The following is a 14,245-nucleotide window of genomic DNA, read 5'->3' as shown; positions in this document are numbered from 1 at the left end:
GAAACCTGCCGGCGCTTCCATTCTCACGACATACGGTCTTTCATTCCTGGTGCAGACCGCATTCAGTTTTCTCGCGTCCGGCCCATCTTCCCGCTCTCTCATCATTTGGGTTTGAAGAAGGCAATGTGCACATTTCACAGCCTATGCTCGGGTAATTTTGATCGTGCAGTTTGTTGTAAGGCAAATTGTGGAGCCGGATGTACGTCCAAACATCATCCCATGTCCAGTGAATGAGCGGACAGATTTTAATAAGCTTAAATTTCTGATCCTGATTGATGAATTGAATATGCTTTCTCGTCGGCGATTGCTCCCGGCGCAGACCTGATATCCAAGCTGTCATGCCAGATAAGTGTTTTTGCAGAGGTGCAATTTTCCGTAATTGACAGCAGAGATTCGGGTTGTGTTTCCATAATTCATCGCCGTATTGCGCCGCTTGTTCTTTTAAGTTCAGCTCGGGTTCAAGCAGCTGGATCGTAAATGCCGGGTATTTTTGTTTGACGGCTTCGATCAGCTCATATGTTTCCTGAAAATGGAGCCCTGTATCTAAAAAGATGATGTGCGCATGTTTGTTGATCTTTGAAATTAAGTCGAGAAGCACCATCCCTTCAGCGCCAAAGCTGCATGCATACACGATCTTATCCCCGTATGTCCTGTAAGCCCATTTCAATACATCGAGCTCATCGATCAATTGGTCCGTCATCTCTTTTGCCAGCGTTTCGTTCCATGTGTCAAAGGTGATGTGTTCGTTCAATATTTTCCCCCCGTTTTGCATCTGTCTGTTTTTTATCTATTGATCGAGTTATAGGCAGACTATTCACTTTTGAGATAAAGGTTCAGGGTTTTTAGGTGTGCGGCCGCCTAAAATGAGGAGACGGAGGCGCGGCGGAACCAATAAGAGACCAGCTGAATATGCTTTTTAGCAAAATGGTTTTATGCCCAAGGAGAGGTATTATGCCGATTACCATTTATCAGGGGCATCATCATTCACTTGTCCCGGCAGATATCAATATCGTTATTGACGTCATTCGAGCCTTTACCGTGGCCCATTTTGCTTTTATCGGCGGGGCGAAAGAAATTCTCTTGGTCCGGACAACTGAAGAAGCTTTCAAGTTGAAAGAAACCTATCCGGATTATGTATTAACAGGAGAGGAAAAGGGGGTCGGAATCAAAGGATTTGATTTGGATAATTCTCCAAAACGTATGGCAGAGCAGGATATGGCGGATAAGCGGCTGATCCAGAAAACGACAAACGGCGTCACAGCGGCGTTAGGAGCGCTGAAGGCCAAGCATCTTTTTGTGACCGGATTTTCTAATGCCAGAACAACAGCGGAATATGTGAATAAGCTCGCTGCAAAAGATTGTGTGCTGAACATTGTGGCTTCCCATCCGTCAGGTGATGATGATATGGCGTGTGCGGAATATATCAAAGGCATCATAGAAGGGACGAATGGTGCGGCGGCCGAAGTGATTGAAAGAATCAAAAACTCATCCGTTGCGGAGAAGTTTTTTGACAGGAGCCAGCCGTTATTTGAACCGGAAGATATTGCGTACTGTACAAAAGAAATAATGGGCGATTTCGTGATGAAAGTAAAACAAGAAAGAGAAGTTCCAACGATTGAGAGGGTCATGATATGAATGATTTTTCACTAGAATTGCCAATGAGAACAAGTAAACCGAGGGAAAACGGACAGACCATTTTAATCGACAACGGCTACCCCTTACAGTTTTTCAAAGATGTGATAGGCGCGGCATCCGACTATATAGATTTTGTGAAGTTCGGCTGGGGCACTTCATTACTTACGAAAGACCTTGAAGAAAAAATCAGCTCCCTGAAAGAGCATGACGTGAAGTTTTTCTTCGGCGGCACGCTGTTTGAGAAATATGTAAGCCAGAATAAAGTCAACGAATTTCATCGGTACTGCACCTACTTCGGGTGCGAATATATTGAGATTTCAAACGGCACTCTCCCGATGACGAATAAAGAAAAAGCGGCTTATATTGCTGATTTTTCTGATGAATTTCTTGTTCTCAGCGAGGTGGGCAGCAAGGATGAGGAAGTATCAAGCTGCCAGTGCTCTGAGGAATGGCTTGAGTATATTCTCGAAGATATGGAGGCAGGCGCAGAGAAAGTGATTACGGAAGCAAGGGAAAGCGGGACAGGGGGGATCTGTTCCAGCAGCGGAGATGTCCGGTTTCAAATCGTTGATGATATCATTTTGTCGGATATTGATATCAGCCGAATGATATTTGAAGCACCGAACAAAACGCTCCAGCAAGGTTTTATTCAAAGGATCGGGCCGAATGTCAATCTGGCGAATATCTCATTTCATGATGCGATTGCTCTGGAGACTTTGCGCTTGGGGTTAAGATCCGATACCTTTTATTTGTAAAACAGCGGCTGCAGGGCTCTCTGTATCGGGAGAGCCTCTTGCCTATTATTTTTTATGACGGTACATAGGCGTAAGTATGGGAAGAGAGGTCAGGCGGATGTTATAGATGAAGTCGATGACTCTTGTTGATATCACTTGGCAAATCAGAGCTTGAATCACAATGCCCCAGGCAATAATTGATGCGGTAATCATAAAAATGATGCAATTCATAATGAGCAAGATGGTTCCCGGGTTTCCGCCCCGGTAAATTGAGATCATAAGAGCAAGGGCTCCAAACCCTCCGTTAGAAATTTTATATTTGTATAAAAGTCCGATGCCGAGTCCTAATAAAACAGCGCCGCTTGCCAAATCAAGCCACAGGTTTGAGGTGATGTCCGGAAAAATGACATCGAAGATCAATACCGATACAGAGGTGACGGTAATCGAGGCGAGAGTTCCGGTGAATGTTCTCATCTCCAGCCATTTTAAAGCAGTGAAAAGCATCGACACATTCACAGCCCATACCGAGAAGCCGTGGGGAATGTGAAACAAATGGTGCAATAAGACCGCAATACCTGCCGCCCCGCCTGTCGGAATATCATGCGGAAATAAAAATAAGGACATGCCGAGTCCCTGTAATACACCGCCTGTGACAATCATAAACGTGAGTTTTGCTTTCATCAGCAGTTCAGCCATTAAGTCATTTGCTCCTTTATGAAAAGACTTGTCCGCTGTTACCATTTTATGAGGCTGTCCATGATTTATGTCTATAAATAAAGGGATGGTACAGCTTAAAACGCTGAACCATCCCACATATACCGATTGATGATCTCCATATTGATCTCTTTGCCGATCCCTGTTCCTTTCGGGAGGTGCACGATACCTTTTGAAGGCTGAAGGCTGATCAGTTCTGTAAAAGGATTCTCCATTACGTCCCACTCAATCGGTTCAATTTGGTCGTTCTCCATTTTTGACCACGGAGGCAGACAGGCCTGCGCAAATAAAGCATAAAGCCGGGAAAGAGCACCGTCATAGGCATGGGCAGACGCTCTCACACCGAAATAACGCGCGAGCTGGAGGCAGTCGCGAAACTCATCGATTCCATTGACATGCATGACATCAGGCTGAATAATATCCAGGCAGCGCTGTGAGAGGAGAGGCGCAAATTGTGCCGCGCCTTTCATATTTTCTCCGCCGGCGACAGGAACGGATAAACGGCTCCGCAGCAAAGTGTAATCCTGCGGCTGGTCAAAAGGCAGAGGCTCTTCCAGCCAGCTAATATTGGCCCATTTCGAAAAAAGACGCTCCCACTTTAAAGCTGCTGCTGTATCGTAGCTTTGGTTTGCGTCCAGAATAATAGAAACAGAGCTGCCGGCCGTGGTTTGCAGGGCAGTGATATGCCGCACATCTTCCTCAAAGGTTGTCCCGCCAATTTTGACTTTGATTTGATTGAAGCCCTGTTTCAATTGAACTTCAACATTCGTAAGCGAGCTGCTGATCCATTGCGGATGGTCTGAATATGATTGGAAAGAGGCATATACAGGGAGTTCTTCTCTGTACCGCCCGCCCCACATGTCGCATACGGAACAACCTGCTGTTTTTGCCGCAATCTCCGTCAGTGCCATGCTTACAGCCGATGCCGCCCGCTGATGCCATTTTTTGATTGTGCGCACTAAAGGCAGGCGGCTGCCTGCCTGTTTACCTAAGAGATAGGGAATGATTCGTTTTGTGAAACCGACATGCAGGGCCGGGAGCCAATCCGCGCACTCTCCCCAGCCGTCAATGCCGCTTTCTGTGATAATTCTGATCAGATAGCATGTCCGGTATTGTTTAAATCCGTTTGCATCTCCGTAAGGTTTCTCTAATCGGTGCAAGAGCGGAAAGGTCTCGATCCGTTCGATTTTCAAACCGGACGCTACCTTTCCTCAGCCGGCTGAAGCCGATTGCCATTCATTGCAGGCTCTTCTTTTTCATTCGTCTCGTCTTTATTTTGTTTGACATGAATCAGCGTAAGCACAAGAATACCGACAACCAGTGTCAAGCCCGCAATGCTTAAGAACATGCCGGGTCTTGACCACTGCATCAAGCGCCCGAAAATAGGAGGCCCGATCGCCACCCCCAGAAAACGCACTGATCCGTACAGCGATGTCACAAAACCCCGTCGTTCTTTGCCGACAGCGCCTGTGATAAAGCTGTTAATACAAGGAAGGACAAGGCCTGAACCGATACTGCTCAGCACGAGAACGCTGATAAACAGGACGAGATTTTCAATGAATGACAGTGCCGCGTAAGACACAGTCATAAACGCTAAACCGATGACGATCAGTTTTTTCATTAACGATTGCTTTTGTCCGATTTTGCTGCCCGTCGTATAAGATGTCACACACATGACCAAAAGGGGAATCGCCAAAATCAGCCCTTTTTTGACGCCGTCTGTATCGTATGTTTTTTCCAGTACGTCTGATAGGTAAAACAAAATGCCGAATAAGGTAAACAAGCAGGTAGCCCCGGCTAAATAAGCGGTAAACAGCCATCTGCCTTCATGCTTAAATACACTTAACAGCCCTTTTGCATATTTTCCGATAGGAGGCGGTTCTTTATCTTTTTCCTTTTCTTTAATAAAAATCCAAGTCAGCACGATTGAAATGATACAAAACACAGGAAAGGCAAAAAATGCGCCATACCAAACGATCAGGGCGATAAGTGAACCAATAATCGGCGATAGAACTTTCCCCATTCCGTTTGACGCTTCAACAAGGCCGAGCACTCTGCTTTCCTGCGCGCCTTTAAATAGGTCCGCTGACAGCGCCATCGCAATCGGTCCCGTTCCGGCTGCTCCGATACCCTGAAGAGCCCGGCCAGCCATGACCCACGGATAAGCATTGTCAAAAAAACCTGCCGCAAACCCGGCCAGCAATCCGCCTGCTCCATACAAAAATAAGCAGGGAATAATGATGATTTTCCGTGAAAACCGGTCTGCGAGATAGCCGACAATCGGAATCGCAAACGCCGCAATCAGGGAAAACACCGTGATCACGAGACTGACTTGAAATTGGGATAAATGAAGTTCAGATTTCATTTTTGGCAGTATAGGAATAAGCATAGAGTTTCCAAGGGTTAATATTAAAGGGATTGAACCGATAGCTACAATCGTCATTCCGTTATTTTGTTTTGATGTTTCCATCTCAAAGCACACTCCTTTTCTTCTGCTTAGAGTGTCCCTGAAGGCATTAAAAAAACCGAACAGAATCTTCCTGTTCGGGTAAAAAAGGTTAACCGAGCGCCTGTGAGATGACAGCGAATAATTGTCTGTTTCGTGCAGGCAGCATCTTTTTTTGGTACATCATAAGCGGGGGCTCATCGTCTAAGTGAAATCCCATTGCTTCCAGGCTGTCATGCAGCAACGGGCTTTCCCCAGGCACGTCGATTCGGATGGGTCCTTGTTTTCCTGCGGCCAGCCTGTTGACCAATACAGCAGCGAGACCCGGTGACGGTGCGATAAGCGGGCCTAATTTCAGATTGGCCGGTGTTTGGACAGATAAGCCATAGCCAATGAATGTGCCTTCATTATTTCTGGCAATTACACATTCCGCTGACTGAGAGATCAAATGATGCAGAAGTGCTGCTCTGTCCCCGCCAAAGGCGGCTTGATCAGCCGCGATTAATTCCGGAAAATCCTTTTCTGTAAAAGATGTCAGTTCAATGTCATGCTGCTTTGTAAGCGGCTTGAAGCTTTGACAGCTGTATTTGCGGATTGAACCCGCTGTTTGAAATCCGGCTTTTTCATAAATCGGCAAACCTTCCTTCGTGGCGCAAAGCATGATGGCGGTGTTTTCATCGACTTGGCTGATACACGCGTTCACCATACGCCGCCCCAGACCTCGCCGTTTGTACTCGTTGTCGACGATAACGAGTCCGATAGAAGCAAGTCGGCCATACAAAAACAAACCGATGCAGGAGATGATGTCTCCTTGGCTGTTTTGATACCCGAAGAAGCGTCCATGTTTTACAAGCAACTGCAGCTCTCGTTCGCCGTAATCCGGCCACCCGGCTTGCCGGCACAGATGCAATAGGCCGGGCACATGTTTTTCAGTAAGCTGAATCAGCTCAATTGCTGAATGCATGTCATCACCTGCTTGTTCCTGTTTTTTTGTACATCACAATATGGGTGCCAATGCCGGAAATCTCAAACGGCTCGCCAAGTTCTTTCCAGCCAAGCTTTTCGTAATAGCCTTTCACATGGTATCTTGCGTTGCACCAGACCGCCTGCACGCCCATATCGGCCAGCTTCTGCTCCGCGTATGTGATCAGTGTGCTTCCGGCTTTTTGATCACGGTATTCTTCGAGCGTTGCCATGCCTCTAAGCCGATATGCGGGTGAATCAGTCAATAGCGGCTGATTTTCGGGAGAAAAGGAAGCGATGCTGATCAGCGTTCCTTCAAAAAAAGCGCCGAGATGGAAAGAGCCTTCTGCTTGATCCTGTTCATATTTGCATTGTTCAATTGATTGATGGGGACGCAAAATGCGGTTCCTGATTTCATATGTATCCTCTGCGGGTATGGTTTTCACTTCAAGCATGATGTTCCTCCTCCTATGTGATTTATTTTCTATATCGTAACACGAATCGGGTTTGAAAAAGACTGCCCAATTGGTTCGGACAGTCTTAGAAAGCGATGTTAATGCAAATAAATATTCTGACGCTGTTCATCTTTTTGCTTAATGTAAGAAGTAAGTTCCGACGTCAAGTCAGATCTGAGAAAAGGCGTGATTAAATAGATGCCGTTAAACAGCTCGCAGGCAGTATCCAGCAGGGAGCGTGCAATCGCAAGGCCTTCCGCCTTTTGTTTCTCTTTATCTTCGCCGGCGCGCGCCATTTTTTCGCGGATGGAATCGGACAGCTTGATGCCCGGAATTTCGTTATGGATAAACTCAGCGTTCCGGCTGCTTGTCAGCGGCATAACGCCGATATAAATCGGAGTCTTCAAATGCTTTGTTTCATTATGAATATCGACAAGCTGCTGCTCCGAATAGACGGGCTGTGAGATAAAATAATCAGCGCCGCAGTCTATTTTTTTCTCCAGCCGTTTTACGGCTTTATCGAGATGGCGGACGTTTGGATTAAAAGCAGCGGCCACTGAGAAATTGGTTTTCTTTCCGAGCGGTTTTCCGGACAGAGACAGCCCTTCATTGAACTGTTTAATCAGCCTGATTAAATCAAAGGATGTTAAATCATAGACAGACGTTGCACCCGGGAAATCACCGATTTTAGAAGGATCGCCGGTAATCGCCAGCACATCATGCAGCCCTAATGTGTCCAGTCCCATTAAATGTGACTGGAGTCCGATAATGTTTCGGTCCCGGCATGTAATATGGACAAGAGACCGCATATCGAGCTGCTGCTTGACAAGGGCGCCGCAGGCAACATTGCTGATCCGCGGGGTTGCCAGTGAGTTATCGGCGAGCGTCAGGGCATCGATTCCCGCTTCTTTTAATTCGGCAGCGGCGGACAGAAATTTGTCAAAGCTCAATTTCTTCGGCGGGTCCAGCTCAACAATAATTGAGCGCTTTTCCGCAGCGATTTCATTTAATCCCGGCTCTGTCCGTTCGTGCTGAACGGTCACCAATTCCTTTGCCCGAACCTTTACATGCTTTTCCGTAACAGGGGCGAGTCCGCCCACAGCCTCTGCCATAGCCCGGATGTGGTTTGGCGTGGTGCCGCAGCAGCCGCCGATAATCCGCGCGCCTTGCTTGCGGAACTCAGCTGCGCTGTTTTGAAAATACTTGTCGTCAGTTTCATATACAAGCCGGCCTTCTTCGAGTGAGGGGAGGCTGCTGTTCGGGTAGACAGATAAAAACACGTCATCAAAAATCGGCACTTCACTGAGCGCTTCAATCATGTGGTAAGGGCCGAGCCGGCAGTTAATGCCGACGATATCGGCACCGAGATCCGCAACCGAGCGCAGCGCATCAGAAAGCGGCGTTCCATCCTGAAGTACGCCTTGCTCATGCATGGATACATTCAGCATAATCGGAAGATCGGTTTCTTTTCGGGCGATTTTCAGCACTTCACGGGCTTCTTCCAAATCATAATACGTTTCTAACAGCAAACCGTCTGGCTCTTCATGCAGCAGTAAATACAGCTGTTCGCGAAAGCTTCGTTTGATTTCGTCAAGGCTGTACGCATTTTTGTTAAACGTGCGGATGCCGCCCATCGTCCCGAGCACATACGCATCGCCGGCGGAAGCCCGCGCGATTTTTACTGCCTCCTGATTCATTTTTTTGATGTCATCTTCAAGGCCGTGTCTCGATAATTTAATATAGTTCGCTCCGTACGTATTGGTCTGAATGATGTTTGCTCCCGCTTCGACATAGGCTTTATGTATACGCTGAATTTCCTCAGGTTTTGAAAGATTGAGCTCCTCAAAGCACCTGTCTATTCCGAAGGAGTAAAGCAGCGTGCCCATTGCGCCGTCACCGATTAACACCTGTTTCTTTAAATCTTCTAAAAGTCCCATTGTCTGCCTCCTTTATTCACATTCAGCAAGGAAAAAAAGAGAAATAAAAAAAGTCCTCTTAAGAAGAAGACTTTGTCAGTGATATTGTCTCTTCTTATCTTCCAAGCTGTTCGAGCTTGCTGGATTTAGCACCTTGGTCATGGCAAATGCGCCATTACACCGGTTGCTGAAGCTTCGTCGGGCCAGTCCCTCTGCTTCTCTTGATAAGAACGGATATGAAATTTTACATGTTCAGGAGCTGCCAAGAGATGCCTGGCATTTTCCCTTTCTCCAAATTTACCGAAAATAAAGACAATAATCAATAGGAATCAGAAAAATTTATCTGAAATTTATAAATTGAACGTCAATTGGCAGATCAGCACCTCGAACTGCTGCGATAACCTGCTGAAGATCATCCTTGTTTTTTCCGGTGACACGTACTTGATCATCCTGTACCTGAGATTTCACTTTCAGTCCGGAGTTTTTGATGATGGTATTGATTTTTTTGGCGTTGTCTTTGTCAATCCCTTGAACGAGCTTTGCACGCTGGCGCACGGTGCCGCCGGACGCATTCTCAATTTTGGCGTAATCAATATTTTTTGTCGGCACGCTGCGCTTAATCAATTTGCTGACAAGCACATCCTTGAGCTGGCTTAATTTAAATTCGTCATCGGAAACAAGAACAAGCTCTTCTTTATCTAATGAAATGTCGCTTTTGCTCCCTTTGAAGTCATAGCGTGTGCTGATTTCCTTCAGTGCGATTTGAATCGCGTTTTGCACTTCAGGGAGTTCCACCTTGGATACAATATCAAATGAACTTTCTTTTGCCATATGAAAACCTCCATAACATTTAACTTATGTGTTGATTATAGTAGAATAAAGAGAAACTTCCAACAGAACAAAGAATCAATTTGTGATGATTGGAAAAAATGTTAACAAGATCCGCAGTGAAATAAGCGGGAAGAGGAAGGACGATAGCATGAGACCAGGGCAGCAATTAACCTTGAGTATAGATCACGAAACGGACTTCGGTTACTTTTTAACCGATGGAGAAGATACGATTCTCTTACATAACAGTGAAGTGACAGAGGATATAGAAGACAGAGATGAGGTAGAGGTCTTTATATACGTTGACCAGCAGGAACGGCTTGCAGCAACGATGAAAATTCCGGTCATCAGCGCTGATGAGTACGGTTGGGTAGAAGTGGTGGACACGGTAGAGGATATGGGCGTATTCGTCGATGTCGGCCTTTCGAAAGACGCGCTTGTCGCAACAGAGCATCTGCCGCCGTATGAAGATGTCTGGCCGCAAAAAGGGGATAAGCTCTACTGTATGCTGAAGGTGACAAATCGGGGGCGCATGTTTGCCAAACCCGCACCGGAGGATATCATCAGCGAGCTGTTTACGGACGCTTCAGACGATCTGATGAATAAAGAGCTGACCGGAACGGTGTACAGGCTGATCGCTTCAGGATCGTTCATCATTACGGATGACGGAATCCGCGGTTTTATTCATTCATCAGAAAGAAAAGAAGAGCCTAGACTCGGCTCAAGAGTGACAGGACGTGTGATTCAAGTGAAGGAAGACGGCTCAGTGAATATGTCGCTTCTTCCGAGAAAGCAGGATGCGCTGTCTGTTGATGCCGAGTATATTCTAACGTATTTAAGAACGAGAAACGGCGCCATGCCGTACAGCGACAAAAGCCAGCCCGATGATATCAAAGAACGTTTTAACATGAGCAAGGCTGCCTTTAAACGGGCGCTTGGCCACTTAATGAAAAACGGAAAAGTGTATCAGGAAGACGGCTGGACATACGAGAAAAAATAATGCATGAAAAAGACTCGCCTGCAGCAGAACTGCGGAGCGAGCCTTTTTTAATTCTAATTTAATTCATCAACCAGCGTTCTGATTGCCATTTCGCGATCCACATTGTCTGAAATCGCGATCGGCGTAATATCAATGGCAAGAATGACAAGAATCAGCGCACCGGCTGCGGCAACATAAGAAACATAATAGAAATAGTTAGCGGTATCGACCGTGTTGACGAGCTCGGCTTGAACTCTGGACGTATCATCCTTGGAAGCGGCGATGTCCTTTGCAGCTTCTACTTTTTCTTCAACGATTTGACCTGCTTTTTTCAGCAGTTCATCCACCTTCATTGCATCTTTGCTGTAAACAGCTTTCTTCAGATTGTCAAAAAAGTCAGCATCCTCTTTTTTGATATCAGCAACAACCTGATTGGCAAAAGCCTTTGCCTGTTTTGTGTTGAGCTTGTCAGTCATGGCTTTATTAAATACCTCTGGAAGCTTTTTGCCCACTTCACCCTGAGCAAACACAAACCCTTTAAAAATCTCTTCACCTGAATACTCAAGCTGCTTCGCCTGTGCTACACTTTCCTGCTGCTTCACCAAAAACACTGTCGTCACCAATACAACCGACAAAAATACAAGAAACGCCTTCTTCAAACTGAAACCTCTCCCTTCTTTTCTTTTTTATTCCACTTCAGTCTGCGTATATATGTAAATTGAAACGTGGAATCAATTGGAGTGAGATACAATATCAAAATGCCGGCCATGATGAGTGAAAAGCTGATTAAACCCAGCATAACCGCGAATATCTCGTGCATAAAAACAGCGATGATTAAAATCAATCTCCAATGCTTCTTCGGCGCGAACAGTGCCGCAAAGATGACAATCTGAACGAGAAGCGTCCCCCATGTCGGAATCACCACAAACGGACTTGATACAAACGGCTTCGTTAAAGCCTGAAAAAAGCCGTTGAAGCCGATGGTTTTTTCCTGGGCGAAATAATAGACGGCCGTTCCGTCCACCCATTCCTGCTGAGACAGCTTAGCGACAGTAGAGTGGAAGTAAAGTACCGCTACTTGAAGTCTGATGACAAAATAAGAAATAAAAGCTGTGATTTTACCAATTGTTCTTTGGCCCTCTGGGTCATCAGGCCTTCCGCTCCAATGCCATTTTCTCGGGTCAGTCAGCGTGATAGGAATCAGCAAAAATGTGATAACCGCGGCTGCCTGCTCGCCTCCGTCGATGACAATTAACGACGACTGCAGGCTGTAACTGACATACCAATGGAGAATCCCGGTGATTCTGGGGCGCCACCCGATCACAACAAGCACCAGAATGGCAATACAGACCCACCTGAACAGATTTAACATCATATAGTTATTTTCGCCGAGGCAAAAGAGACTGAGATTCATTTTACAAGCAGGGTAACTGCTGATTCCGCTGGCTGGCTTCATAATGAGGCTCGGATGATTGACAAGCAGCGTCAGCAGGCTGGATAAAGCAATAATGCTTCGCGCGAGTCCGTATACATTTGTCCACGGGTTTTTTTGGTCCCATCCGGTGATGGTCTGTTTTATGTTTTCGAGCATGAGATCACAACCTTGACTATGCTTTTTACCTGATAAGACGAAGCGGTGTATTTAGAATAGCTCCATGGAACGATGTCCTCTTTCGTCAAATAATAGCTGCCGCAAAGCAGCGGGCGGGGCGCCGGTGTTTGCAGCTGAACGGTTTTGGCTTTGCTTTTGCAGGCACTCAGGTCCGTTTCTTTACATTCTGTCCACTGTTCCTTGCCGACTTGGCTGTAGATCACGCCCATTTCTACGCCCTGCGATCGCCCATAACGATACAGGCCGAATAGATTATCAGCCCTCATATTAGGCCACCTGACCTTGGCGCTGGCATCTCCATCTTCATATAAGCCGATGGAGGTATCACGGGGGTTTTTGCTGAAAAAGCCCCAGCCTTGAGGAATGACGCTGGACATGAGAAATTTGGAGTCCTTTGTCAGCGGAATCGGGGTTGTCCCTAAGCTGCCAATGATTGAAAACAGAAATAAAGACCCCCAGAGGACTGAAAAAATGATAAAAAATGATATCGATTTCTGCATTCGACTGCTCCTTTTCAAACTGAAGAAATTCACTTTTCTTACTTTTCATAATATAAAAACATTTTTGTAATAAAAAGGTTAAAAAGTATGAGAAATTCCATTTTTGTTAATGGGAAAAATAGGACATTTTTCATAACTATATGTCATTGATATATAGTGATTTTTTCGATATATTTAAACCATGAAAACGAATCAAATTAACGACCGCTGGATTGTTCAATTTCGCAAAGGGATTTTCGAGCTGGCTATTTTATCCCTTCTGCGCTCAAAACCGATGTATGGTTATGAGCTGACATCGTCCTTAAAAACAACCCCGGCACTGGCTATTTCAGAGGGTGCGATTTATCCCATTTTGAAACGGATGACGGAGAAGGACTGGGTCGAATTTTTTTGGCAAGATTCTTTGGACGGCCCGAAAAGGAAGTACTACAAAATGACGCAAAAAGGAGAAGAGATGTTAAAAGAACGGCTGGAGAAGTACCTGGAAACCCATCAAGCTTTATTGTCTTTATCGGGGGATTTGCTATGAATGCACAGCACATCATTGACCGCTATACGGAGGAACTAAACGCTGAGCTGGCGAATATGCCTGAAGTAGAGAGAGAAAACACGCTAGCCGAACTGAAGGGCCATTTAACCGCTTTTGTACAAGACAGATTGAATGCCGGCCATGGTGTAGAGGATCTGCGGGAAGCTGTTGAAAATGAGTTTTCTCATCCGAAAGAGCTTGCCGAAGCGATGATGGGCGAAGGGGAGGAACAGAAACGGAGGGGTTCTGTGTTAGGAAAAAGCGGACTTTCAGTTTTTCTCATTGCTGTAATCATACTCCTGCCGCTGCTGCCGCCCTCATACAGATATGTGCCATTGGCTCTTTATTTGGCGGTGCTCGCAGGCTATGTGTGGAAGCGGAAGAAGTTAATGATGTTTGCGGGTGTAAGAAAAAACAAAATGCGCTCTCAACATGAGATTGTCACGATTTCTAGGGTCGGTGCGGGCTATCTGCTGTTTTTGGCTGTTCTGCTTCTTGTGCAGCCGCTTATCAATGCATTCGTCGTCCTTCTGCTGATTGTGGTTAGCTGTGCCGCTTTTTTTCTTTATTTAAACGTCAAGTAATGTTGTAGGAGGCTGTAATATGGAGATCAGCATCAATTATCTATTAATTGTCATTTCGCTTTTATTCTTTGTGGTAGCCTATTTTGTCGGGATCAAAAAACAGACGTGGATGCTGGCGGGGTTTAATGAGGCACGTATCCGGGATAAGGATCGGCTGGCCAGAATAGCAGGCTACTTTTTCTTGAATTCCGGTTTGTTCATTCTGCTGAACAGCTTTATCTCATTTCAAGGCCAGGAGCAGCTGATTCCGCCGCTTATTTTGGCATATGGCGCAGGGGTTATTATTTACGTGAATAAAAAACTGGTAGAATAGGAGCTGAAGGACGGAGCGAAACCTCTGTCCTTCTTTC

Annotated in this window: 16 protein-coding genes, 1 pseudogene and 1 riboswitch; of the genes and pseudogenes, 6 read left to right on the top strand and 11 right to left on the bottom strand. The window is 46.0% G+C overall.

Annotation, left to right across the window (positions count from 1 at the left end; all coding sequences use genetic code 11):
* Positions 1 to 40: 40 nt before the first annotated feature.
* Positions 41 to 751, bottom strand: a complete 711-nt coding sequence (locus tag DIC78_RS04125) for a phosphoadenylyl-sulfate reductase (RefSeq protein ID WP_024120870.1) — start codon at positions 749 to 751, stop codon at positions 41 to 43.
* A 200-nt stretch (positions 752 to 951) separates the two neighbouring features.
* Between DIC78_RS04125 and DIC78_RS04120 the strand changes: the two genes are divergently transcribed.
* Both DIC78_RS04120 and DIC78_RS04115 read left to right on the top strand, forming a co-directional pair.
* Entirely contained in the window at positions 952 to 1,635 is a 684-nt protein-coding gene (locus tag DIC78_RS04120) for a 2-phosphosulfolactate phosphatase (RefSeq protein WP_127695488.1), read from the top strand.
* Positions 1,632 to 2,390 carry a phosphosulfolactate synthase gene (locus tag DIC78_RS04115; RefSeq protein ID WP_095713651.1) on the top strand — a complete coding sequence of 253 codons (759 nt, stop codon included), beginning with the start codon at positions 1,632 to 1,634 and terminating at the stop codon, positions 2,388 to 2,390. Before DIC78_RS04120 ends, DIC78_RS04115 begins: the two co-directional genes overlap by 4 nt.
* Before the next feature lie 45 nt (positions 2,391 to 2,435).
* Here DIC78_RS04115 and DIC78_RS04110 read toward each other — a convergent pair whose 3' ends face one another.
* The 7 genes from DIC78_RS04110 to DIC78_RS04080 form a co-directional block, all read right to left on the bottom strand.
* Positions 2,436 to 3,065, bottom strand: coding sequence for a YitT family protein (locus DIC78_RS04110; RefSeq protein ID WP_010333695.1), 630 nt, complete (start codon positions 3,063 to 3,065; stop codon positions 2,436 to 2,438).
* Positions 3,066 to 3,160: 95 nt separating this feature from the next.
* Positions 3,161 to 4,276, bottom strand: coding sequence for a mandelate racemase/muconate lactonizing enzyme family protein (locus tag DIC78_RS04105; RefSeq protein WP_127695486.1), 1,116 nt, complete (start codon positions 4,274 to 4,276; stop codon positions 3,161 to 3,163).
* A gap of 8 nt (positions 4,277 to 4,284) precedes the next feature.
* A complete protein-coding gene (locus DIC78_RS04100; protein WP_024120875.1) occupies positions 4,285 to 5,553 on the bottom strand; it encodes an MFS transporter in 1,269 nt (422 codons plus the stop codon).
* An 88-nt stretch (positions 5,554 to 5,641) separates the two neighbouring features.
* Positions 5,642 to 6,493, bottom strand: coding sequence for a GNAT family N-acetyltransferase (locus DIC78_RS04095; RefSeq protein ID WP_127695484.1), 852 nt, complete (start codon positions 6,491 to 6,493; stop codon positions 5,642 to 5,644).
* Between the two features lie 4 nt (positions 6,494 to 6,497).
* Positions 6,498 to 6,947, bottom strand: a complete 450-nt coding sequence (locus DIC78_RS04090) for a GNAT family N-acetyltransferase (protein WP_101860826.1) — start codon at positions 6,945 to 6,947, stop codon at positions 6,498 to 6,500.
* A 98-nt stretch (positions 6,948 to 7,045) separates the two neighbouring features.
* A complete protein-coding gene (locus tag DIC78_RS04085) occupies positions 7,046 to 8,884 on the bottom strand; it encodes a bifunctional homocysteine S-methyltransferase/methylenetetrahydrofolate reductase (RefSeq protein WP_024120878.1) in 1,839 nt (612 codons plus the stop codon).
* Positions 8,885 to 8,975: 91 nt separating this feature from the next.
* Positions 8,976 to 9,094: riboswitch (SAM riboswitch) on the bottom strand.
* 108 nt (positions 9,095 to 9,202) lie between these two features.
* Entirely contained in the window at positions 9,203 to 9,694 is a 492-nt protein-coding gene (locus DIC78_RS04080; protein ID WP_044156433.1) for a YajQ family cyclic di-GMP-binding protein, read from the bottom strand.
* Positions 9,695 to 9,792: 98 nt separating this feature from the next.
* Between DIC78_RS04080 and DIC78_RS04075 the strand changes: the two are divergent.
* Positions 9,793 to 10,691, top strand: a pseudogene (locus DIC78_RS04075) (CvfB family protein).
* Between the two features lie 53 nt (positions 10,692 to 10,744).
* Here DIC78_RS04075 and DIC78_RS04070 read toward each other — a convergent pair.
* From DIC78_RS04070 to DIC78_RS04060, 3 genes are read right to left on the bottom strand one after another with little or no spacing between them, the layout of a single operon-like run.
* On the bottom strand, positions 10,745 to 11,329 hold the full coding sequence (locus DIC78_RS04070) for a sporulation delaying protein family toxin (RefSeq protein ID WP_024120881.1): 585 nt from the start codon (positions 11,327 to 11,329) through the stop codon (positions 10,745 to 10,747).
* Positions 11,326 to 12,261: a sporulation-delaying protein SdpB family protein gene (locus DIC78_RS04065; RefSeq protein WP_106020559.1), complete on the bottom strand. Its 936-nt coding sequence runs from the start codon at positions 12,259 to 12,261 to the stop codon at positions 11,326 to 11,328. The genes DIC78_RS04070 and DIC78_RS04065 overlap by 4 nt, the downstream gene beginning before the upstream one ends.
* Positions 12,246 to 12,782 (bottom strand): SdpA family antimicrobial peptide system protein, encoded by a 537-nt coding sequence (locus tag DIC78_RS04060; RefSeq protein ID WP_106020558.1) that lies wholly within the window; start codon positions 12,780 to 12,782, stop codon positions 12,246 to 12,248. The genes DIC78_RS04065 and DIC78_RS04060 overlap by 16 nt, the downstream gene beginning before the upstream one ends.
* 181 nt (positions 12,783 to 12,963) lie before the next feature.
* Between DIC78_RS04060 and DIC78_RS04055 the strand changes: the two genes are divergently transcribed.
* From DIC78_RS04055 to DIC78_RS04045, 3 genes are read left to right on the top strand one after another with little or no spacing between them, the layout of a single operon-like run.
* Positions 12,964 to 13,311, top strand: a complete 348-nt coding sequence (locus tag DIC78_RS04055; RefSeq protein ID WP_010333707.1) for a PadR family transcriptional regulator — start codon at positions 12,964 to 12,966, stop codon at positions 13,309 to 13,311.
* Positions 13,308 to 13,895 (top strand): HAAS signaling domain-containing protein, encoded by a 588-nt coding sequence (locus tag DIC78_RS04050; RefSeq protein WP_106020557.1) that lies wholly within the window; start codon positions 13,308 to 13,310, stop codon positions 13,893 to 13,895. The genes DIC78_RS04055 and DIC78_RS04050 overlap by 4 nt, the downstream gene beginning before the upstream one ends.
* 19 nt (positions 13,896 to 13,914) lie before the next feature.
* Positions 13,915 to 14,208, top strand: a complete 294-nt coding sequence (locus DIC78_RS04045) for a DUF3784 domain-containing protein (protein WP_024120885.1) — start codon at positions 13,915 to 13,917, stop codon at positions 14,206 to 14,208.
* The last annotated feature ends 37 nt before the right edge of the window (positions 14,209 to 14,245 follow it).

Source organism: Bacillus halotolerans (genome assembly GCF_004006435.1).
In the GTDB taxonomy this organism is placed as follows: Bacteria; Bacillota; Bacilli; order Bacillales; family Bacillaceae; genus Bacillus; species Bacillus halotolerans.
Note: the sequence above shows the minus strand (reverse complement) of the source record. Positions and strands in the feature narration are given on the sequence as shown.

Bases quoted from the DNA above. Each gene is read 5' to 3' on its own strand.
- DIC78_RS04120 (WP_127695488.1), top strand. From the start codon at position 952: ATGCCGATTACCATTTATCAGGGGCATCATCATTCACTTGTCCCGGCA.
- DIC78_RS04100 (WP_024120875.1), bottom strand. From the start codon at position 5,553: ATGGAAACATCAAAACAAAATAACGGAATGACGATTGTAGCTATCGGT.
- DIC78_RS04115 (WP_095713651.1), top strand. From the start codon at position 1,632: ATGAATGATTTTTCACTAGAATTGCCAATGAGAACAAGTAAACCGAGG.
- DIC78_RS04080 (WP_044156433.1), bottom strand. From the start codon at position 9,694: ATGGCAAAAGAAAGTTCATTTGATATTGTATCCAAGGTGGAACTCCCT.
- DIC78_RS04050 (WP_106020557.1), top strand. From the start codon at position 13,308: ATGAATGCACAGCACATCATTGACCGCTATACGGAGGAACTAAACGCT.
- DIC78_RS04065 (WP_106020559.1), bottom strand. From the start codon at position 12,261: ATGCTCGAAAACATAAAACAGACCATCACCGGATGGGACCAAAAAAAC.
- DIC78_RS04095 (WP_127695484.1), bottom strand. From the start codon at position 6,493: ATGCATTCAGCAATTGAGCTGATTCAGCTTACTGAAAAACATGTGCCC.
- DIC78_RS04060 (WP_106020558.1), bottom strand. From the start codon at position 12,782: ATGCAGAAATCGATATCATTTTTTATCATTTTTTCAGTCCTCTGGGGG.
- DIC78_RS04085 (WP_024120878.1), bottom strand. From the start codon at position 8,884: ATGGGACTTTTAGAAGATTTAAAGAAACAGGTGTTAATCGGTGACGGC.
- DIC78_RS04110 (WP_010333695.1), bottom strand. From the start codon at position 3,065: ATGGCTGAACTGCTGATGAAAGCAAAACTCACGTTTATGATTGTCACA.
- DIC78_RS04055 (WP_010333707.1), top strand. From the start codon at position 12,964: ATGAAAACGAATCAAATTAACGACCGCTGGATTGTTCAATTTCGCAAA.
- DIC78_RS04045 (WP_024120885.1), top strand. From the start codon at position 13,915: ATGGAGATCAGCATCAATTATCTATTAATTGTCATTTCGCTTTTATTC.
- DIC78_RS04090 (WP_101860826.1), bottom strand. From the start codon at position 6,947: ATGCTTGAAGTGAAAACCATACCCGCAGAGGATACATATGAAATCAGG.